The organism is Paenibacillus validus NBRC 15382, from assembly GCF_004000985.1.
Lineage (GTDB): Bacteria > Bacillota > Bacilli > Paenibacillales > NBRC-103111 > Paenibacillus_G > Paenibacillus_G validus.
In genome coordinates this window covers 83,765-104,595 of record NZ_BIMH01000014.1, presented here as the reverse complement: position 1 = coordinate 104,595, position 20,831 = coordinate 83,765, and the positions used below count along the sequence as shown (strand labels likewise).

Annotated in this window: 21 protein-coding genes and 1 other annotated feature; of the genes, 3 read left to right on the top strand and 18 right to left on the bottom strand. The window is 56.9% G+C overall.

Translation table 11 applies throughout. From position 1 onward, the window contains the following. The 7 genes from PVA01S_RS12155 to PVA01S_RS12125 form a co-directional block, all read right to left on the bottom strand. Positions 1 to 625, bottom strand: a 625-nt coding sequence (locus tag PVA01S_RS12155; RefSeq protein WP_127607842.1) for a LysM peptidoglycan-binding domain-containing protein, incomplete at its 3' end; no start/stop codon positions are given. A gap of 486 nt (positions 626 to 1,111) precedes the next feature. Beyond that, a complete protein-coding gene (gene ilvE, locus PVA01S_RS12150) occupies positions 1,112 to 1,990 on the bottom strand; it encodes a branched-chain-amino-acid transaminase (protein ID WP_127607841.1) in 879 nt (292 codons plus the stop codon). 5 nt (positions 1,991 to 1,995) lie between these two features. After that, complete coding sequence (pheA, locus tag PVA01S_RS12145; RefSeq protein WP_127607840.1) at positions 1,996 to 2,880, bottom strand: prephenate dehydratase; 885 nt, start codon at positions 2,878 to 2,880, stop codon at positions 1,996 to 1,998. After that, complete coding sequence (thrB, locus tag PVA01S_RS12140; RefSeq protein WP_127607839.1) at positions 2,877 to 3,860, bottom strand: homoserine kinase; 984 nt, start codon at positions 3,858 to 3,860, stop codon at positions 2,877 to 2,879. Before thrB ends, pheA begins: the two co-directional genes overlap by 4 nt. Positions 3,861 to 3,874: 14 nt before the next feature. Then, positions 3,875 to 4,936 (bottom strand): threonine synthase, encoded by a 1,062-nt coding sequence (thrC, locus tag PVA01S_RS12135; protein WP_127607838.1) that lies wholly within the window; start codon positions 4,934 to 4,936, stop codon positions 3,875 to 3,877. A 7-nt stretch (positions 4,937 to 4,943) separates the two neighbouring features. Further along, positions 4,944 to 6,230 (bottom strand): homoserine dehydrogenase, encoded by a 1,287-nt coding sequence (locus PVA01S_RS12130; RefSeq protein WP_127607836.1) that lies wholly within the window; start codon positions 6,228 to 6,230, stop codon positions 4,944 to 4,946. A gap of 188 nt (positions 6,231 to 6,418) precedes the next feature. After that, positions 6,419 to 6,889 carry an ACT domain-containing protein gene (locus tag PVA01S_RS12125; protein ID WP_054798566.1) on the bottom strand — a complete coding sequence of 157 codons (471 nt, stop codon included), beginning with the start codon at positions 6,887 to 6,889 and terminating at the stop codon, positions 6,419 to 6,421. A gap of 138 nt (positions 6,890 to 7,027) precedes the next feature. Between PVA01S_RS12125 and PVA01S_RS12120 the strand changes: the two genes are divergently transcribed. The 3 genes from PVA01S_RS12120 to PVA01S_RS12110 are packed head-to-tail and all read left to right on the top strand — an operon-like array spanning position 7,028 to position 8,722. Next, positions 7,028 to 7,531, top strand: a complete 504-nt coding sequence (locus PVA01S_RS12120) for an NUDIX domain-containing protein (protein WP_054798567.1) — start codon at positions 7,028 to 7,030, stop codon at positions 7,529 to 7,531. A gap of 31 nt (positions 7,532 to 7,562) precedes the next feature. Next, on the top strand, positions 7,563 to 7,874 hold the full coding sequence (locus PVA01S_RS12115; protein WP_127607832.1) for an MTH1187 family thiamine-binding protein: 312 nt from the start codon (positions 7,563 to 7,565) through the stop codon (positions 7,872 to 7,874). A gap of 32 nt (positions 7,875 to 7,906) precedes the next feature. Next, on the top strand, positions 7,907 to 8,722 hold the full coding sequence (locus tag PVA01S_RS12110) for an ABC transporter ATP-binding protein (protein ID WP_236595819.1): 816 nt from the start codon (positions 7,907 to 7,909) through the stop codon (positions 8,720 to 8,722). A gap of 304 nt (positions 8,723 to 9,026) precedes the next feature. Here the strand turns inward: PVA01S_RS12110 and obgE are convergent, their stop codons facing one another. From obgE to nirB, 11 genes are all read right to left on the bottom strand, one after another. Then, positions 9,027 to 10,328, bottom strand: a complete 1,302-nt coding sequence (gene obgE, locus PVA01S_RS12105; protein WP_127607828.1) for a GTPase ObgE — start codon at positions 10,326 to 10,328, stop codon at positions 9,027 to 9,029. Between the two features lie 36 nt (positions 10,329 to 10,364). Further along, a complete protein-coding gene (locus PVA01S_RS12100; protein ID WP_127607826.1) occupies positions 10,365 to 11,009 on the bottom strand; it encodes a Spo0B domain-containing protein in 645 nt (214 codons plus the stop codon). A gap of 134 nt (positions 11,010 to 11,143) precedes the next feature. Continuing rightward, entirely contained in the window at positions 11,144 to 11,455 is a 312-nt protein-coding gene (rpmA, locus tag PVA01S_RS12095; RefSeq protein ID WP_127607824.1) for a 50S ribosomal protein L27, read from the bottom strand. Positions 11,456 to 11,469: 14 nt separating this feature from the next. Then, on the bottom strand, positions 11,470 to 11,808 hold the full coding sequence (locus tag PVA01S_RS12090) for a ribosomal-processing cysteine protease Prp (RefSeq protein ID WP_054798076.1): 339 nt from the start codon (positions 11,806 to 11,808) through the stop codon (positions 11,470 to 11,472). Positions 11,809 to 11,815: 7 nt separating this feature from the next. After that, positions 11,816 to 12,127 (bottom strand): 50S ribosomal protein L21, encoded by a 312-nt coding sequence (gene rplU, locus PVA01S_RS12085; RefSeq protein ID WP_054798075.1) that lies wholly within the window; start codon positions 12,125 to 12,127, stop codon positions 11,816 to 11,818. Between the two features lie 12 nt (positions 12,128 to 12,139). Beyond that, positions 12,140 to 12,228, bottom strand: a sequence feature (ribosomal protein L21 leader region). 51 nt (positions 12,229 to 12,279) lie between these two features. Then, positions 12,280 to 13,521 carry an Rne/Rng family ribonuclease gene (locus PVA01S_RS12080; protein ID WP_155613761.1) on the bottom strand — a complete coding sequence of 414 codons (1,242 nt, stop codon included), beginning with the start codon at positions 13,519 to 13,521 and terminating at the stop codon, positions 12,280 to 12,282. 61 nt (positions 13,522 to 13,582) lie between these two features. Continuing rightward, the gene (locus PVA01S_RS12075; protein WP_127607822.1) at positions 13,583 to 14,491 is read right to left on the bottom strand and encodes a M50 family metallopeptidase; all 909 of its coding nucleotides are present in this window, start codon (positions 14,489 to 14,491) and stop codon (positions 13,583 to 13,585) included. Then, complete coding sequence (locus PVA01S_RS12070; protein ID WP_127607820.1) at positions 14,484 to 15,398, bottom strand: M23 family metallopeptidase; 915 nt, start codon at positions 15,396 to 15,398, stop codon at positions 14,484 to 14,486. The genes PVA01S_RS12075 and PVA01S_RS12070 overlap by 8 nt, the downstream gene beginning before the upstream one ends. A 136-nt stretch (positions 15,399 to 15,534) precedes the next feature. Further along, entirely contained in the window at positions 15,535 to 17,739 is a 2,205-nt protein-coding gene (locus tag PVA01S_RS12065; RefSeq protein ID WP_236595818.1) for a molybdopterin oxidoreductase family protein, read from the bottom strand. Between the two features lie 29 nt (positions 17,740 to 17,768). Then, positions 17,769 to 18,119, bottom strand: coding sequence for a nitrite reductase small subunit NirD (nirD, locus tag PVA01S_RS12060; protein ID WP_054798074.1), 351 nt, complete (start codon positions 18,117 to 18,119; stop codon positions 17,769 to 17,771). A gap of 50 nt (positions 18,120 to 18,169) precedes the next feature. Further along, positions 18,170 to 20,590, bottom strand: coding sequence for a nitrite reductase large subunit NirB (gene nirB, locus PVA01S_RS12055; protein WP_127607818.1), 2,421 nt, complete (start codon positions 20,588 to 20,590; stop codon positions 18,170 to 18,172). Positions 20,591 to 20,831 lie beyond the last annotated feature (241 nt).

Below are 20,831 nucleotides of genomic sequence, written 5' to 3'. Positions count from 1 at the left end.
GCATCCCGATATTCGGTGACTGCATCCCGATATTCGGTGACTGCATCCCGATATTCGGTGTCGGCATTTCGATATTCGGAGTCGGCATCCCGATATTCGGTGACTGCATCCAGATATTCGGCGTCGGCATCTGGATATTCGGATACGGCGTAATGCCGGGCGCTTCCTCCTTCAACGGCGCTTGCGGCGCCTCCGGCATCATCGGCGCCTCCTCAACCGGCAGCGGAGATAACGGCATTACGGACGTATCCGCTTTGGCCAAGTGGTGATGCATTGACGGGCCCGTGTCGGATTTCAGCTTCGGAATGTACACGATCTCCCCGGTCATCAGCACGTTCGGATTTTTCAGCTGCTGGTTCGCAGCCACCATATCGGCCAACGGCACGCCCCAAGCTTTGCCAAGCTTCCACAGGGTGTCGCCCTGCACCACGACATGCTTATATAAGTAATCCGTCGGCTGCTGGACAGGCTTAGGTGAATCCGGGATTTTCACCTTCATCCCGACATCGATCACATCGGGATTAGCGATTTGCGGATTGGCGGCAATAAGTTGGTCGAGCTCCACGTGATATTTTTGGGAGAGCTCGTAAAGGGTGTCACCTTTTTTCACAAGATGGATTTTCAATTGCATAAACCTCCTTAGTTTTGCGCTTTGTGCTACCGGAACAAAATGACATTACAGTTTATGCACGAAGGTAGGCATTTGACCACGCAAACTTGAAAAATTTCCATCCTGTCGCTGATAAGGTCCTATTTCCAGGTTTCCCGGATGCCTTGGCTCTAATCTCCGACGATTAGCGCAGAACTGTCCACCTTCCCGCTATACGCTCCGTATGCGATTCAGGCTCGAGCCCCCAACATGACGTTACCCGGCAGCGTTGCCGTTCGCCTGCACTTCCGTATACCGGAACAATTCCTGTGAGCCCGTCCCCCCCTAACCCGAGCCACTTTCCTATCTAACGAAAAAATAGCGGAACTCTGACATCTTATTCCTTATACTTCGCCGCCAAACGGCGTCAATTTGCAGGAATAAGATACTGGAGTTCCGCTATGTTTATCGTAAGGGCACAAACACGCCGCGTTCGGCGGCGGACCGTGAAGGTGCGCGAGCCTACTCGTACACCTTCACGCCGTCTACTTGGACGAGCTTGCGGAATTCCCGCAGCAGGCTCGTCGTGATCGGTCCGGCTTTGCCTTCGCCGATCGTGCGCGCGTCGACTTCGCGCACCGCGATGACTTCCGCCGCCGTACCGGTGAAGAACACTTCATCGGCGACGTACACATCGTGCAGCGTGAAGGGCTCTTCCTTCAGCTTATAGCCGAGCTTGCCGCACAGCTCGATAATGGCTGCGCGGGTAATACCTTCCAGCGCCCCGCAGTAGCAGGGCGGGGTAAACACAACGCCGCGTTTGACGATAAAGATATTGTCGGACGAGCCCTCGGCTACGTAGCCTTGCGAATTCAGCATGATCGCTTCACCCACGCCGGCAAGGTTCGCTTGAATTTTCACCAAAATATTGTTCAGGTAATTCAGTGATTTGATCTTCGGATTGAGCGCGTCGGGCACATTGCGGCGCGTCGAGACGGACACCGTCCTCAGCCCGTTGACGTAAGCTTCTTCCGGGTAAATCGCCAGCTGTTCCACGATGATAATGACATTCGCCTTCGGGGAACGGCGCGGGTCGAGGCCGAGATCACCGGGTCCGCGGGAGACGACCAGCCGAATGTACCCGTCGCGCAGCTCGTTGCGGCGAATCGTTTCGACAAGCACGTCCTGCATCTCGCCAAAGGTCAGCGGGATTTCAAGCATGATCGACTTGGCCGAATCGTACAGCCGGTCCAGATGTTCCTTGCATTTGAAGATGTTGCCGTTATAAACCCGAATGCCTTCGAAAATACCGTCTCCGTACAAAAAACCGTGGTCGTACACCGAAACTTTAGCGTCCTCTTTGCTCACAAAGCCGCCGTTCAAGTAAATGACTTGGGCCACGTTCTTTACACCTCCGCTTGTTCTGGGTCATAGGAATACGTCGGGTAACAACCTAAGATGCGCACCTGGCAGCCGATCGCCTCAATTTCCTGCAGCGCGGCCGGCAGCAGCACGGAATCCATGGAAGCCTCGATGTCGATATAAAAGTAATAATTACCGAGCCGTTTTTTCGTCGGACGGGATTCGATCTTGGACAAGTTGATGCGCCGCCAGGCGAAAGCCGACAGCACCTGATGCAGTCCCCCCGGATAATCTTCGGGCATCGTTATAAGAATCGTCGTCTTCTGCTGCGGCGACGCCTTCAGCTGCGGCTTCTCCTGTCCGATCAGCACGAACCGCGTATAGTTGTTCTGGTGATCCTGCACGCCTGCCGCCACCGTCGACAACCCATACAATACGCCGGCACCTATCGGAGCAAGCGCCGCGACCGACGGATCGCCCAGCTCCCGCACAAGGCGGGCCGCTTCACCGTTGCTGCCGACCTGCTCCAGCTCGACATGCGGCAGGAATTTGCGCAGAAACCGTTGACACTGCGCCAGTGTGACGCTGTGCGAGTATACTTTACGGATCTCCCCGCACGCCGCCTCCAGCTCGGTCCCCTGCCCTTCGCCGCTCGGCAAACGGAGCAAATTGATCGAAATCGGGTACACCCACTCCGCTTGTATCGGCAAATCCACCTCATGGACCAGCATATCCACATGCAGCGTCACCGAGCCTTCGAACGTGTTCTCGATGGGAATAACGCTGTAATCTGTTGTTCCGTTCACGGTCGATTGGAACACATCCGCGATCAGTTTGCAGTTAACATATTCAAATTCATCCGTTCCGAGCACATAATGAGCCGATTCCTCGGTGAATGTCCCCGGACCGAGAAGTGCGATTCGCTTCATCCCAAGGTCTCCCCTTTAACGAATTCAAGCAAGGAACACCCTTGCTCCTCAGGCGCCAATACTTGGGCAGCGACGCCCTCCCGATCGGGCTTCAGCCACAATAAAGTCGCTTCGATCCCTTCGGCCCGAAGCTTGCCCCGCATGAATGATTCCAGCTCGTTCTTCCTATCCGAATCCCGATCCACCAGCGTCAATATCGTCGGCCCCGCGCCGCTCAACGCGACACCTAGCGCGCCGTGGTCGGTCGCTTCCGCGAGAATGCCGGCAAGGCCAGGCACAAGCGGAGCCCGGTACGGCTGGTGCAGCGCATCCTTCATCGCCACACGGATCATATCGAGCCGGCCCGTGCAGAAAGCGGCGACCAGCACCGACGAGTGACCCACGTTGAACACGGCGTTCTCGAGGCTTTGCTCACGCGGCAGCACGCCGCGCGCTTTCTCCGTAGACAGCTGAAAATGCGGTATCGCCACAAGCACGTCCAGCCTCTCGTGCGGCTCTACGCGAATATATTCTGCCCGCTTGCCGTCCCAGAATGCCACGACGATACCCCCGAACAAGGAAGCACCGACGTTGTCGGGATGCTTCTCCAATTCGGTGGCGATTTGAAACAGCTCATCCTTCGTGAACTTGTCCCCAATCAGCGCGTTTGCCGCCGTCAGCGCTCCGACGATGGCCGAGGCGCTGCTGCCGAGTCCCCGGGTCAGCGGAATGTCGCTGTACATCGCGATATCGAGTTCCGGAATTTCGACTCCCGCCCGCTTGAACACGAGCTGAGCCACTTCATAGATCAGGTTGCTTTTATCCGCAGGCACGCCGTTCATCTGATCCCCGTGCAGCGTAATCCGGGTTTCGTCCGACACGCTCATGTCAATCCATGCATACAAATCCAGCGCCATGCCGAGCGTATCGAAGCCGGGTCCGAGGTTCGCCGTGCTGGCCGGCACCTTCACACGCACTCTGCGTTTATTGATATCCGTCATGTCTGTCCGCGCCCCTAACCTTCAAGCTTTCGAATGGCTTCCATAACCGCTGCTTCGGAATCCTTCACCACAACCGGCTCGGCGGCCACGCTCTTAATGGCGATGTTCGGATCTTTCAGCCCATGGCCGGTCAGCACGCAGACGACGCGTTGACCTTTCTCGAAATACCCTTCGCGCTTCAGTTTCATCACGCCTGCGATCGAAGCCGCGGATGCCGGTTCGGCAAAAATCCCTTCGCGTGCAGCGATCGTTTTGTAGGCGTGCAAAATTTCGTCATCCGTGACAAAGTTGATTTGACCTCCGGAATCTTTAGCCGCCGCTTCGGCGCCCTTCCAAGTGGCCGGGTTCCCGATGCGGATCGCGGTTGCGATCGTTTCCGGATTCGGAATCGGCTCTCCGCGCACGATAGCCGCGGCGCCTTCCGCTTCGAAACCGATCATTTTCGGCAGCGATCGGGACTTGCCCTTCTCGTAGTATTCCTTGAAGCCTTTCCAGTAAGCCGTGATGTTGCCTGCGTTACCGACCGGAATCGCAAGATAGTCCGGCGCTCCGCCGAGCTGGTCGCACACTTCGAAGGCGGCCGTTTTTTGCCCTTCGATGCGGTATGGGTTGACGGAGTTAACAAGCGTGATCGGATGCTTGGCCGTAATTTCGCGCACGATTTCGAGCGCCCGGTCAAAGTTGCCTTCGATCGCGATGACTTTCGCGCCGTAGATGATCGCCTGCGCCAGCTTGCCGAGCGCAATGTTGTTGTTCGGGATGAGCACGATGCAGTTCAAGCCGCCGCGAGCCGCGTAAGCCGCAGCTGCCGCCGAGGTGTTGCCCGTCGACGCGCACATGATCGTACGGCTGCCTTCTTCCATCGCTTTGGCTACGGCCATAACCATACCGCGGTCTTTGAAAGAGCCGGTCGGGTTCAGCCCTTCGTATTTAAAGTACAGATCCAGGTCGAGCTCGTTTGACAAGTTCTCCGCGCGTACAAGCGGCGTATTGCCTTCCTGCAAAGTAAGCAGCGGCGTGCTCTCATTCACCGGCAAATAGGGTCTGTACGTTTCCAGAAGTCCCTTCCATCTCATGTCTTGCTTAGCCCTCCACTCGGTAGACGCTCTTGATCGCTTGAACGACGTTCATGGACTCGATTTGCTTCAACACGTTATTCATCGCAGCTTTATTGGCGTCATGGGTAATGATGATAATTTCGGCAAGCGGGTTGGTCGCGTTCGGGTGCTGAAGCACCGACTCCAGGCTCACTTCGTGCTGGGCGAACACTTGCGTAATTTGCGCCAGTACGCCGGCTTTGTCTTCCACATGCAGTAAAATAAAGTTCTTCGACGCGATTTGCTCGTCCGTCTTCAGCTTCTTCTCCTTATAAGGCACGAACCCGCGGCGGCCGTTGATGCCAAGGTTCAGGTTGCGCACGACGGCCACCAGATCGGCCACGACAGAGGTCGCGGTCGGCATTTCGCCGGCGCCCGGTCCGTAGAACATCGTTTCGCCCACCGCTTCGCCATAAACGTACACGGCGTTAAACACGCCGTTGACCGATGCGAGCGGATGCGAATGCTTGACCATCGTCGGCTGCACGCTGATGCTAATGTGCTCGTCTTGACGCTCCGCGATGCCGAGCAGCTTCACTTCATATCCGAGACGTTTGCCGTACGCGATGTCTTCTTTGGATACTTTGGAGATGCCCTTTACGGACACGTCCGACAGCTCTACGTTCGCACGGAAGCCGAGCGTGGCGAGAATCGTCATTTTGCGCGCCGCGTCGAAGCCTTCCACGTCCGAGGTCGGATCGGACTCCGCATAGCCGAGCTGCTGCGCTTCCTTCAGCACATCGTCGTACGCAGCGCCTTCCTGGCTCATCTTCGTCAAAATATAGTTGGTTGTACCGTTGACGATCCCCATAATTTTCGTAATGCGATCCGAGGAAAAACCTTCGACCAGCGTCCGGAGGATCGGAATACCGCCGGCGACGCTCGCCTCGTAGAGCACGTCGCAGCCTTTCTCTGCCGCTTTCGCCAAAATCTCCGGCCCGTGCAGCGCCATCAAATCCTTGTTGGCGGTGACCACATGTTTACCGCGATCCAGCGCTGCGAGAATCAATTGTTTGGACAGCTCGATACCGCCCATCACTTCCACAACGACGTCGATTTCCGGGTTCTCGATCACGTCCCACGGATTTTCCGTGATTTTATCCGCAGCCACATGAATGCCGCGGCTTTTGCTGCTGTCCTTGACCAATACTTTCACGATTTCGATCGGGGAGCCCGATTGGCTGAGCAGATCGGGCTGGTGTCCTTCCACAATACGAACGACCCCGGTACCGACTGTACCTAGACCGAGTAATCCTACTTTGACGGGTTTCATATGTGTCCTCCTTATGCGTTGTTGTACGATAAGTCCCGGTTCGTAATAAAGACCTCCAGCCTGGATTGAACATGAATGCTTTGAACGATAGCCCTAGGCGATGTTCGAATTCATTTTCAAAGGCGTTGCACGCCCCGGTTCTTTTTTACTGCCCTTATCATCATCCAAAACGCTGCTATTATTTAGTATTAGCCTTGCCCGGCGAGGGTGGCGCGGGTGACGCCGTCCTGGCTGCGCAGCGTGTCGAGCAAATGGCTCACGTTCTCGCCCATCATCGACGTCTCTACCGAGATGACGACATTGGCGATGCCCTGCAGCGGAATCGTTTGGTGGATCGTCAGCACATTGCCTTCCAGCCCGGCGATCAGCGCGAGCACGCGGGACAAGATGCCGGATCGGTGCTCCAAATCCATGGAGATCGTGACGATCCTGTCGCGCTCCAGCTTGGTGAGCGGGAAGATGCCGTCTTTGTACTTATAAAAAGCGCTGCGGCTTAATTCCACCTGCTCCACCGCTTCGTGGACCGTCTTCACTTCGCCGCGGGCCAGCAGCTCCTTCGCTTGCAGCGTCTTGAAGAGCGCTTCCGGCAAGATGTCCTCGCGGACCAAGAAAAATCGCTGCCCCTGCGGCGGTTTTCCCTCGGTATGTTTGTCAGGCACGATAACAGTCCTCTCTACACAGACGATTGTTTTCATCTAGTGGACATTATATCGCAACACGCTCTCCCCGGCAATAGGCTTTCCACTTGAAAATATGATAAAGTGATGATATACACCTGCGAAAAGGAGCGATTCCGGTTGATCCGAGCGAGGATGATAGCGACTGCTATATTATTCCATCAGAACGACATGCTGATGATGAAGCGTTCTCCGTACCGTACGTTATCCCCCGGTATGTGGGCGGCCGTCGGCGGTCATTTGGAGCCTCATGAAATTAATGATCCCGAATCGGCCGTGCTTCGCGAGATCCATGAGGAAACGGGGCTGCTTCCCGAAGATTTGCGCGACCTGCGCCTGCAGTACATCCTTATCCGGTTAAATCAACAGGAAGTGCGCCAGCAGTTCATTTATACGGGAAGGACCGGGAAGCGCACGGTCAATCAAACCGACGAAGGCGAGCTGTTCTGGATTCCCCGCGAACAGGTGCTGAATCGTGAAATCCCTTTTATTTTCCACCGCTTGCTTGAACATTATTTCGAGCACGGACCGAGCCCCCACGTCTGGGTCGGAACGGCAGGTTACGAACCGGACGGCTCGCCCGCGGTTCACTGGACGGAGCTGGTGGATCCGCAGCAAAGGTAACGATTTAAACGGAAGAAAGGGGCGAGACATCATGGCCATTGCCGAAATTACGGTTATACCCGTCGGGACGGCGTCGACCAGCCTGAGCGCCTATGTCGCCGACATTCACCGGTACTTGACGGATGAACAAGCCAAGGGCGCCATATCGTTTGAGCTGACCGCGATGAGCACGATCGTCGAAGGGGAATTCGACGAGCTGCTGCGCGTCATTCGCGGCATGCACGAGCTGCCCTTCGCCTCCGGCGCGCAGCGGGTGTGTACTTCGGTCAAGTTCGACGACCGCCGCGACAAGCAAGGCTCCGTCGCGCAGAAGCTGCGCTCGGTAGCGGATAAACTGGACTAGAGCCCCGTATGGGAGTGGGAGGAAAACGGAACGTGATCGATGAGAACCCGAAAGATGAAAGATACGTTTACGATATTGACGTGCAGGGTATCACCTACAACAGGGATCAGAAGACGCTGCTTTCGGACGTCACATGGCGCGTTCGCAAAGGGGAGCACTGGGCGCTGCTCGGCTTGAACGGCTCGGGCAAAACGACGCTGCTCAACATGATCACCGGTTACATCTGGCCGACCCGCGGAAGCGTCGCCGTGCTTGGCGAAACGTACGGGACGGTTGATCTGCGCGAGCTGCGCAAGTCGATCGGCTGGGTCAGCTCGTCTTTACAGGAAAAGCTGCACGCCAGCGATCGGACGCAATACGTCGTGCTCAGCGGCAAATTCGCTACAATCGGCTTATACGATAAGCCAGATGACGACGACTTCGAACAGGCTGCAGAGCTGATGCGCCAGCTTGGCTGCGCCCACCTGTGGGATCGGCCGTATCAGACGTGCTCGCAGGGCGAGAAGCAGAAGGTGCTGATCGCCCGCGCGCTGATGGCTTCGCCGAAGCTGCTCATTTTGGACGAGCCGTGCAACGGGCTCGATCTGTTCGCGCGCGAAACGCTGCTTGGCGGCATTGAAGCGTTGGGGGCGCAGGCGGATGCGCCTACCTTTGTGTACGTTACGCACCATACGGAGGAAATTTTGCCGATGTTCGGCCATACGCTGCTGCTGCGCCGGGGCAAAGTGTTCGATGCGGGCGCAACGAGGGCGCTGCTTACCGAAGAACGTCTCTCCCGCTTCTTCGAACTTCCCGTAGACGTGCATTGGCGGCAAGGACGCGCTTGGCTGTCGCCGCGGGAAAGCTAGCGAGCGCTAGGCCGCCTGCCGCAGCCGGACGAGGCCGCTTACGCCGGCCGTTTGCCGGGCGGCCGCAGACGAGCCCGTTACGCCGCTTCGTGCCGGACTCCAGACGCTGCGGCGGCTGACGGCAGCCTGCGCGCTTCCCTTTGCTCCGCTGAATGAAATCCATAAAAAAATAGCGGAACTGCGATGCGCTATTCGTCCCGAGATCTGGTTGTTCTACCAGAAATCGGGACAATACGGCATCCTAGTTCCGCTATTTATTTGGAATTGCGCCGCCCGGCAGTGATGCAGCAAGCGGCGTCCCCTCCTACTCCTGCTCGACAAATTCAAATTCGAAGCCGCCGATCCGTACCGTCGTACCATCCTTCGCACCACGCTCGCGCAGCGCTTTGTCAATGCCCTTCTTGCGCAGGATGCGCGCGAATCGCATAACGGCCTCCTGCGTGCTGAAGTTGGTTCGTTTGATCAACTTCTCGATGCTCGGACTTTCGACCACGAACGCCTCGTTGTCCCGGCGAATAACGAAGGAGTCGTCATCGCCCTCTTCCAGGCGGTACACTTTGCGCTCCGACAAATCGACTAGCTCCTCCACCATCGGCATCTCCGGAATCGTCTCGAGCAAATCCATGACTTTGTAGAGCATCTCCTGCACGCCCGACTTGGACACGGCCGAAATCGGGAAGATCGGTATATCGAGCCCGCGGGCAGCCAGCTGTTCCTTGAACGACTCGAGGTATACTTCGGCGTCCGGGATGTCCATCTTGTTCGCGGCTATAAGCTGCGGGCGCTCTTCCAGCTTGGCGTTGTACAGCTTCAACTCTTCGTTGATTTTCAACCAATCTTCGAAAGGATCGCGTCCTTCCGTACCGGCCATATCCACGACATGCAGAATGATCCGCGTTCGCTCGACGTGCCGCAGAAATTCGTGCCCGAGTCCGACGCCCTCATGCGCGCCCTCGATCAAACCGGGCAAATCCGCCATCACGAAGCTGCGTCCGTCGCCGACGTCTACAACCCCCAAATTCGGCGTCAGCGTCGTAAAATGGTACGCGCCAATCTTCGGCTTCGCCCCGGACACAACGGACAGCAGCGTCGATTTCCCTACGCTCGGGAAGCCCACTAAACCGACGTCGGCCATGACCTTCAGCTCCAGCACGACCCAGCGCTCCTGGCCTTCTTCGCCATTCTCGGCGATTTCCGGCGCCGTATTGTTCGCCGTAGCAAACCGCGTATTCCCGCGGCCCCCGCGGCCGCCCTTCGCAATGACGACCTCTTGGCCGTGACGCGTCAAATCGGCGATGATCTCCTGCGTGTCGTCGTCGATAACGACCGTGCCGGGCGGTACGCGCACGATCATATGCTCCGCATTCGCGCCATGCTGGCTTTTGTTGCGCCCCTTCTCGCCCCGCTCTGCCTTGAAATGCTTCTGATAGCGAAAGTCGACTAGCGTCCGCAACCCTTCGTCCACACGGAATATGACGTTGCCGCCATTCCCTCCGTCGCCTCCGGCCGGCCCGCCTTCGGGTACGTATTTCTCCCGGCGGAACGCAACCAGACCGTCGCCTCCGTCGCCGCCTTTAACATAAATCTTAGCCTTATCTACAAACATAACCCGTTCACCCTCTTTATGTATCCATCCTGCAAATTAATAGGTCCAGGCTGCCGCCCAAACGACCGAACGTTCATCGTACCGGCTCCGGATGCTCCACCCGCCCGTTTTCCAACGGGAGTTTAGGCTCGCTTCTAGCCGCTGCAGCCGCTCCGGAAGATAGCCGCCTTCATAGCTGATATCCAGGCATAGCGTCCGATCCTGCTTGGACCATGTCAATTCCAGCGTGTTGACCTCCGAATTCGTCGAAGAGACCGCTTCCTGCTTGAAGCCTTCCATCAGCGCCTTCACGCCCTCGGCCACCTCATGCGCGTGCGGCAGCTCCTGCAGGCGAATTTCTTCGCTCATCCGCATGTGCAGCTGCAGCTCCTTCACTTCCGTCTGGAACGAGAGCAGGTACACAATTAAAGACGGAATGCCAAGCTTCGAAATCAAGCTTTCCTGCTGCACCTTGTCTTTTATTTTTTCCATCATCGCCTGCAATTTATCATACTTTTTTAATTGCACGTAACCCATTAAGATTTGGATGTCGTTCATCCAATCGTGCCGGTAGTGATTGAATAAACGAAGCACAAGCAAGTCCTGCTCCGACGCAAGCGCAGCGGACTCCAGGGCAAGGCGCGGTGCCGGCTTGTCCGTATTATGCTGTTCGTTATCGCCATCATTTACCCTTGGGGCCATGCTCCGATCTCTCCGTTCCGCTCATGGATATCCTTAACAGTATAGCATGCCGTATAGCAAAGTTCACGATTTTCTGCAAAAAAAACAAACCCTGGCGAAGCTCAGTTCGCCAGGGTTTGGACGTTTGCCGTTTGTTACACTTCTACCGCAGCGGCTACCGGAGCTGCCGTTGCTGGGTAGACGCTCACTTTTTTACGATCGCGACCGAGACGTTCGAATTTCACGACGCCTTCCACTTTCGCGAACAGCGTGTCGTCGGAACCGATCCCCACGTTATTGCCCGGGTGAATTTTCGTTCCGCGTTGACGAACGAGGATGCTGCCGGCCGTTACGGTTTGACCGTCGGCACGTTTCACGCCAAGACGTTTCGCGATACTGTCACGACCGTTCTTGGTGGAACCTACACCCTTCTTCGATGCGAACAATTGAAGATTCAATTGTAACATGTCTGTCTACCTCCTTACTTGGATGATGTCTGGTCTTGCATTGCTATATATGCGCTATACGACTGTTCAATAGATTTCAGCATGATGACCATGCCTTCAAGTAACAACTGCATCTTGCTTTCCGTCTGGGCATCGGCCGCTGGCGGAATGTCCGCCGACAGAAATCCGTGCTTCATCCGGGTTTTCAACTGCACACCGGTTAACGCTTCAATCGCGTTGACCGTGCCGACCGTGACTGCCGATACGCCGGCACAAACGATATCTTTGCCCGGTTCGTCGTACTGCGCATGACCGTCCGCATGAAAACGCTCGATCCGACCGCTCGCTCCCCGTTTAATCGTGACGCGAATCATATCGTTCTTACGCTTGGATCTTTTCGATCACAACTTTTGTGTACGGTTGACGATGACCTTGCTTACGGCGATAGTTTTTCTTCGCTTTGTATTTATAAACGATGATTTTCTCGCCTTTGCCGTGTTTCTCGACTTTACCGGAAACGGTAGCGCCGGAAATGAGCGGAGCTCCTACGACCAAGCCGCTTTCCTTGGAAACGGCCAGCACGCGATCGAACGTTACGGCATCGCCTGCGCCTGCTTCCAGTTTCTCGATGTAAAGAACATCGCCTTCGGAAACTTTGTATTGTTTACCGCCTGTTTCAATAATAGCGTACATTTGTTGCACCTCCTCATGTCTCAGACTCGCCTAAGCCAAGGTGGCTTGACCCGAAAGACAAGCGCTTGAACGGAACCCGCTTCGTGCGGTTACAGCATGCTATAGCAACACACCATGATATTCTATCATAAACACCTGGAGCAATGCAACGGTTATTTCTCGCGGTTCGCGAAGCCGGTGCCGCCGCAGGCCCGGCAAGGCTCGGGCGACGTAATCTCCTTGCTGTCGCGCACCTTCTTACGGGTCATTTCCACCAAGCCGAGCTTCGTCCAGCCGACGACAACGGTTTTCGTCCGGTCCTTCTTCACTTCCTTGATCAGCTCGTCCAACACTTGCTGCCGCAGAGCTTCCGTTTCCATATCGATAAAATCAATGATAATAAGTCCGCCGATATCCCGAAGACGCAGCAGCCGGGCAATTTCCCGGGCCGACTCCATATTCGTGTCGTAAACGGTCTGCTCCAAATCAATCGATCCGGTATACTTGCCGGTGTTCACATCGAAAACCGTCAGCGCTTCCGTCCGGTCCACGATCAAATATCCGCCGTTATCAAGCCATACCTTCCTGCGCAGCCCTTGATCGAGAAGCTTGCCGACGCCGAAGTCATCCATCACGTCCGCGCCGGTATGAACCTTCACCCGTTCAGCCAGCCAATGCGAACCGGGAATCGATACGATCCCCCGTACCTCGGCCATGACGTCCGGTGAGCTCACCAGCACTTCCTGCACGTCCTCGCGAAACAAGTCGCGGATCAGGCGCGGCAGCATCTCCAGATCGCTGTGTATTTTGCGCGGCACGGAACCCTCCTGGTTCAAGGCCTGCTCCAGCCGCTGCCACCGGTTTCGCAGCTCCTGCAAATCAGCGGCAAGCGCCTCTTCCGTCTCGCCGAGCGCTGCCGTCCGGACGATAAACCCTTCGCCCGGCTGCAGCTGGCGCTCGGCCATCTTCTTCAGCCTATCCCGCTCCGAAGCGCTGTCGATCTTGCGGGATACGCCGACATAGTCGGCATAAGGCATATACACCCCGAAACGCCCGGGAACCGAATAATGGGTGGTCACCCGCGCGCCTTTGGTGCCGACCGGCTCTTTCGCCACTTGCACCATCACTTGTTGGCCGACGCTGACCAAATCGTGTATCGGGGGCTTCTCCTTCGGCTGCTTGTCCAAATTCGCGGGAAGCAAATCATCAATATACAAAAATCCGTTCCGTTCCAACCCGATATCGACAAACGCCGACTGCATGCCCTGCAGCACGCGCACGACGCGGCCGATGTAGATGTTGCCCGCAAGCTGGCCTTGATCCCTCCGGCCTTTATAATACTCGGTTAATTTGCCGTGCTCTAAAATCGCCAATTCGGTATGCTCGTCATCGCATTTCACCAATATTCGTTTCATGTGCAGCAACACCTCGGCTATATTGTACCATAATCTTTGGCGAATCGCGCGCTCGCCGCGCTCATGCGAACAGCTCGGCAACCGTCCTTCCCCGCTTCGTTTGGTCAAAATAGCAATCGAGCATCGCCTGCTCGGGAATAATATGGCAAATGCGCGCCGCCCGGTCATCGAGGACATAGACGACATGATAGCGGTCCCGCATAAACAGCTGTACGACGTCCACCGCTTTGCGGTGACCGTGCACGACAATAGGCCCGGCGAGGGTGCCGTAGAAGACCCGCTCCTCAAACCGCCGCTCGCGGTGCAGCAGGAAACGCATGAAGCGATACGGAACCCCGCGCCATTCGTACCAATTGGAATAAAACAAGAAGCCGCCGATCAACAGCCCATTCAGTTGAATGCCCCCTCGGTCCGTCAACAGGTGAAAGACCGACACGGCGATAAACAGCGCGCTCATAATTAAACTGACCATGGAGGCCGCTTGCATCGTTTTTTGGTAAGGAAGCCATAAACCGATCACCGCTTGCATCACTTTGCCCCCGTCGAGCGGAAGCACCGGCATCAAGTTGAACAAAGCGATCAGCAGGTTCGCTTCTATGAAATATTGCCCCCAGACGGGCGGAATGATTCCAAGCAGCATCAGCATATAACCGACCAGCATCATCCAGACGTTCTGCAGCGGCCCGGCCAGAGCTACAGCCGCCTCTTGATAAGCGGGCGTGCCCGCCGCTTCCTCGACGACCGCCACGCCTCCGAAAGGAAGCAGCTGCACTTCGCGGATATCCCAGCCGAAGCTTTTGGCCGCCGCCACATGCCCCATTTCGTGAATCAGGACGATCCCGAACAGCGTGAGCATCTCGACGACATACCCGGTGACGACGGATAATAGAAGCAGCAGCGTGAACAGCGGATGAAAGCGAAATGTAATGCCGAACCATAAGTTCCAAGAGATGCCCCGGCGTTTATTCAAATGTAATCACATCCGAAGGGTCGAGAGGCTTGCCCGCCTTGGAAACGGCGAAGAACAACGCCCCGGACGCCTGTCCCGCTTTCGGTTTGGCCAGCGTGCCCACCGTCTCTCCTCCTTTTAGCCAATCCCCCGCCTGAATGTTGCCTGCGGCCAAATGCCCGTATACCGTCTCCATCCCGCCGGTGTGCCGCAGCACGACCGTAAAGCCGGTATCGTCCTTCTCCCCGGCGAACGTAACCATTCCCGTATCGATCGCGGAAACCGGCGTCCCCGCCTGCGCTCCCAGCAGCACGCCGCCCTGCTCGGGCGTAAATTCGGCGATCAGCCTGCCCTGTACCGGCGCAAAATAATGCTTCGGAAGCGCGGCCACCTTCTCCGCATCCTGATGCTTGGCCGGATTAATCGCCGGCAGAAACGAAGGCGGCCCGCCGAAATACCGCTCGTACCAGACGGCGAGCGCAGCGGTATCGAGCGGCTCCGACAAAGCGGCGGATACGATGTCCTTCCCCCGTTCGGCCCAAGGATGGTCCAGCTTATATAAGCCCCAGACGGCGGCAAAAAGCAGCCCGCTCAGCAGTATTCGGACGGCAAACCGGTTGAAGCGCGGACGATCGGCCACCCCGCCGCCTGCCGGATAGCGTTTATCGTAAGCCGCCCATTCCCGTTGATACTTGCGGTTCCATTCCTCTTCAGGATCGGAACGTACGGGCGGAATGCCATCATTGCGCCGGTTGAAGCGCCCCTGTTCCTCGCCAGGCTCGTCCGGATACGCGTAACGCGGATCGGCGTTCAGCGGAAAATGCATATGGGTCAAGTCCGGCTCCCCGAAACCGCGCCGCCAATCATGCTCCTGGAGCTTGCGGATTTTTTCGTTCCTTCGTTCACGCACATTTTTTCTCGTATTCAAGCCCCTGCCCCTCCCTCGCCCTATAGCTAGCTTGTTTACTTCATCCTATGAGCCTGCAGGGGCAAATATACGGGCCGCCGCGCGAAAAACTCCCATCCGTTCTGCGCCAGCAGCGGATGGGAGTTGCAGGGAAAACCTAACCATGTACGCGTTCGACTTGAACCGCGCAAATTTTAAATTCCGGCATGCGGCTTGTCGGATCGAGCGCGTCAACCGTCAACCGGTTAACCGACATTTCCCCGCCCCAATGGAAAGGAACGAAGACGGTGCGAGGCTGAATCCCCTCCGTTACCTTAACCTGAAAGACAAGCGAGTCGCGGCGGCTCGTCAGCCGGATTTTGTCTCCGACGCCTAGCCCGATCTTACCGGCCAGCCACGGGTGAATTTCCGCAACCGGCTCCGGCGACTTCCGGTTCAAGCCTTCGGTACGACGGGTTTGCGCCCCGCTCAAATAATGATTCGGGATCCGGCCGGTCGTCAATACGTAGGGATAATCCGTATCGATCGGCTCCGCAGGCATTTTCGGCGTAATGCCGAACAGCCGGGCTTTGCCGTTCGGATGATGGAAGCGCTCCTCGAACAGGAGCGGCGTGCCGGCATGCTCCGGAGACGGACAAGGCCAGAACAAGCCTTTCTCCCGCTTGAGCCGATCGTAGCTTATGCCGCTGTAATCCGCTTTGCCCCCGGCGGAGGCAAGAGCCAGCTCGTTGAAGACATCTTCGATGGTTTCGTATTGAAAATATTGACCGCGGCCCAGTTCTTCCGCCAGCTCGCAAATGAAGCGGTAATCCAGCTTCGCCTGACCCGGCGGCTCGAGCGCCTGCCCGCGGTGAAACACCCGGCCTTCGAGATTCGTCAGCGTCCCCTCGCCTTCGAGGAACGATGACCCGGGCAGCAGCCAGTGCGCGTACTTCGCCGTCTCCGTCTCGAACATATCGACGACGACGAGCAGCTCGAGCTTCTGCAGCGCCCGCTCCACCATCCGGCTGTTCGGACTGGAAACGATCGGATTCGAGCCGAGCACAAGAAGCGCTTTGATTTCGCCCTCGTCCACCTTCTTCAGCAGCTCGTAGGCGGAAACGCCTTTCCCGGGAAGCTCCCCCGGATCGATGCCCCATACTTTCGCGACATGCTCGCGCGCCGCCGGATCTTCGATCAGCCGATAACCGGGAAGCTGATCCGCCTTTAACCCGTGCTCGCGTCCCCCTTGGCCGTTCGCCTGTCCGGTAACGGCGCCGTAACCGCAGCCTCGGCGCCCGATTTTACCGGTCAGCAGCGCAAGATTGATATAGTTGAGCGTATTCTCCACGCCGTTCACTTGCTGCTCCAAACCGCGGGCGGTCAGCACCATGCCCGTCTCCGCCTTCGCGAAGCCGCGCGCGATCGTCCGAACGACGCCCTCGAGCACTCCGGTCAGCTCTTCCACTCGTGCGGGCGTGAACGGCATTACCGCTTCAACAAGCTGATCGAAGCCGGTCGTCCGCTCGTCGACGAATGATTTCGCAACCAGCTGTTCCGTAATGATCACGTGCAGCAATCCGTTCATAAACACGGAGTCGAAGCCCGGCTGCAGCCTGACGTGAATGTCGGCCATCTTCGACGTCATCGTGTTGCGCGGATCGATGGTGACGATCTTGGCGCCGTTCTTCTTCGCTTCGAGCAAATACGGCATCATGGTCGGCTGGCATTCGGCGATGTTCGTGCCGGCCAGAATGATATACTTCGCATTCGGAATCTCCGACAGCGGCATCGTCATGCCGCGATCGAGCCCAAACGCTTGATTGCTCGCCGCCGCCGCCGAAGACATGCAGTACCGACCGTTGTAATCGACATACCTGGAGCGCAGCGCAACACGGGTGAACTTGCCGAGCAAGTAGCACACCTCGTTGGTCAGCGAACCGCCGCCGTAAACGGCTACCGCATCGTTGCCGTATTGCGCCTGCAGCGCCTGGATTCGCGACGCGATATCCTTCAGCGCGATATCCCAGGGCGCCGAGCTCCACGCGGCTCCGGCCGAACGTGCCGAAGGAAACGCCGCAGCGGGAGCTTCCTTCCCTGCAGCCGTCTCGCGCAGGCCTTCTTCCGCGGGGCGGAACGGCAGCTTCAGCCAGTCCGTCCGGAACAAAGGAGCGGTAATCCGCTCCGGATGCAGCACATGATCCAGCGCGTTCAGCCCTTTTTGGCAAAGAAGGCCTGTCGCTACCGGAAAGTCAGGGCTCGGTTTCACGGTCAAGCCCGGGCTTCCCCCGCTCGGCTGCAGGGTGAGCCCGCACTGCATGCTGCAGAAGCAGCAGTGCGAGGCGGTTTGTTTGTTTGTTAATGACATTAAGGTTGCAATCACGGCACCTCACACTCCCGCTAGAAATGACGTCAGCTGGCTAATTCTTCCGCTTTCGAGAAGCCGATGAACACGAGGCCGTCCTGGATTTTCGTCGGATAGGTGCGTACGCAGCCCGTATCGGGCTTTTGCACAACCCCGGTCGGCAGATGAATTTTGCGGTCGTGCATCGGACAAAAGACGTGCTCGTCGCAGACGATGCCTTCCGCGAGTACCCCCTGTTTATGCGGGCAGCGGTTTTGAATGGCGTGAAGCTTGCCGCCGCTCAATTTGAACAGCGCCACCTCTTCCCCTTGATAACGAATCGTCTTTCCCGTGTTCACGGCCAAATCCTCGTAGGAAACGGCCTTGACCCATACCGTTTGTTCTTCTTGTACGCTCATCGCAAACGCTCCTTCCGGCACCTGTTTGTCTGTCGGATTCCTCTTACGAATTAGTTCAGCTCGACCACTTCATACAAATCTTTTTGAAGCTTTTCGCTGTGAATCGCTTCTTTCCACGGATCCTCCGTGACGGACAAAGCGATGTCCATTCTGGCGCAGAGCGCTTTACGCTGCTCTTCGTCCTCGACGACTTTACGGATATGGTCGATGCCTAAACGGTTGACCCACTCGCTTGTGCGCTCGCCGTATTTGCCCGTTTCCCGGTAATATTGCATGTAAGCTTCCGTATATTCGATAATTTCGCTTTCCGTCTTCACCGTCGTCAGCAGATCGCCCACGCGCACCTTCACGCCGCCGTTACCGCCCGCATACAGCTCCCAGCCGCCATCCACGGATACGATGCCCAGATCTTTAATGCCGGACTCCGCACAGTTACGCGGGCAGCCGGATACGGCCATCTTGAATTTCGCCGGCGTATTCAACCGCTCGAACCGTTTCTCAAGCGCGATGCCGACGCCCATCGAATCGCCCGTTCCGAATCGGCAATAGTCTTCGCCGACGCAAGTTTTGACGGTCCGGAGCGCTTTGCCGTAGGCGTAACCGGACGGCATGTCGAGCTCTTCCCACATCGCGGTCAAGTCTTCCTTCTTCACGCCGAGCAAGTCGATCCGCTGACCGCCGGTCAGCTTCACCGTCGGCACGTTATATTTCTCCGCGACTTCGGCAATCCGTTTCAGGTCGGCCGGATTCGTTACGCCGCCGTAAATCCGGGGGACGACCGAGTACGTGCCGTCCTTCTGAATGTTCGCGTGCATCCTCTCGTTCACGAAACGCGACGCCTTGTCGTCTTCATAGGTTTGCGGATGAATCATGCCGAGGTAGTAGTTCAGCGCCGGACGGCATTTGGAGCAGCCTTCCTCGTTCTTCCAGCCGAGCACATGCATCACTTCGCGCACGTGGCTGAGCCCTTTGTCGCGGATCGCCTCCACGATTTCTTCACGCGTGTGCCCGGTACAGCCGCACATCGTTTCCTTCGTATGCGATTTATCGTAAGCATCGCCGAGCGTGTAAGCCAGCAAATCGCTGACGAGCGGTTTACAGCCGCCGCAAGAACGCGAAGCCGTCGTACAGTTTTTCACTTCCTCGACGCTGGTTAATCCTTGATCGCGGATCGAAGAACAGATCGTTCCTTTCGTAACCCCGTTACATCCGCAAACGATCGTACCGTCGCTCATGTCCGCCACGCCGCCGCCCGCGCCGCCTGTCCCCGCCGTATCCTTCAGAATGGCTGTCTTCTCCATGCCGCTAATATCCGTGCCTTCGCGAATCATTTGCATCAAGCGGGTGCCGTCGGACGTGTCGCCGAACAGGACGGCCCCGATAATTTTGTTGTCTTTAATGACGACCTTCTTGTAGACGCCCGAGAAATCGTCCTGTACGCGAATGGCTTTGGTTCCTTCGGCATCGTTGAAGCTTCCGCCGGAGAACACATCCACGCCGGACACTTTAAGCTTGGTGTACACGACGGAGCCTTCGTACGGCCCGGTTTCCACCCCGGCGAGATGCTTCGCGAGTACGGCACCCTGCTCGTATAACGGAGCGACAAGGCCGTAAGCAATGCCCCGGTGCATCGCACATTCGCCGACTGCATAAACGTTCGGCGCGCTCGTTTGCAAGTAGTCGTTGACGACGATGCCCGGGCTGCATTCGAGGCCGGCCTCTTTAGCCAGCTGCACGTTCGGCCTGATGCCGACGGCCATGACGATCAGATCGGCTTCGGCGATCGTGCCGTCTTTGAATTTCAGTCCGGTGACGCGCTGATCCCCGACAATCTGTTCCGATTGCTTGCCGAGCAGAAAGTTCATCCCTTGCGATTCAAGCGCTGCCTGCAGCATCTTCGACGCGGTCCGGTCCAGCTGACGATCCATGATCGTATCGACGATGTGCACGACGTCCACCTTCATCCCCAGGTTAAGGAAGCCCCGCGCCGCCTCAAGCCCGAGCAAACCGCCGCCGATGACGACTGCCTTCTTATAGGTCTTCGCTGTGGCGATCATCTTCTCGCAATCGTGAATCGTACGGTAAGCCATAACTCCTTCTTTATCGGCTCCCGGCAGCGGAAGCATGAACGGATTGGAACCCGTTGCCAAAATTAATTTATCGTAAGCAACCGTCAGCCCTTGATCGCTCGTGACGGTTTGCGCCGCCGTATCGATAGCCGTCACGGTTTGCCCCGTATATAACGTAATTCCGTTGTTTTCATACCATTCAAAAGGATGGATGACGATATCGTCAACACTCGAATCGCCCGCCAGCACGTATGACAGAAGAATCCGATTGTAGTTCGGATGCGGTTCGCTCCCGAAAATGGTAACGTCGTACTTTCCTGGAGCCAGCTTAAGCAAATGCTCGACAGCGTTCACCCCGGCCATTCCGTTTCCAACCAATACGAGCTTCTCTTTTTGTGCCATGCAGAATCATCCCTTCCCATTATGTGTTCTCAATATCGCCGTATATCTATCCACATCCCGCCGGAAAAAAGGTCACCGGGAGCCGTGCGCTTCCTCACTCCCGAATGACGAAAGTTGGGATATCGAGCTAGCCTAGTTCGACCCGCGAACTACCAAAGACGAGTGGTCGTAAACGTCTTTGCGTATGCAGCCCACAGGCCCAGAGCTGCATATGCCAAAACGTTTGCGCGGATCCGGCTGC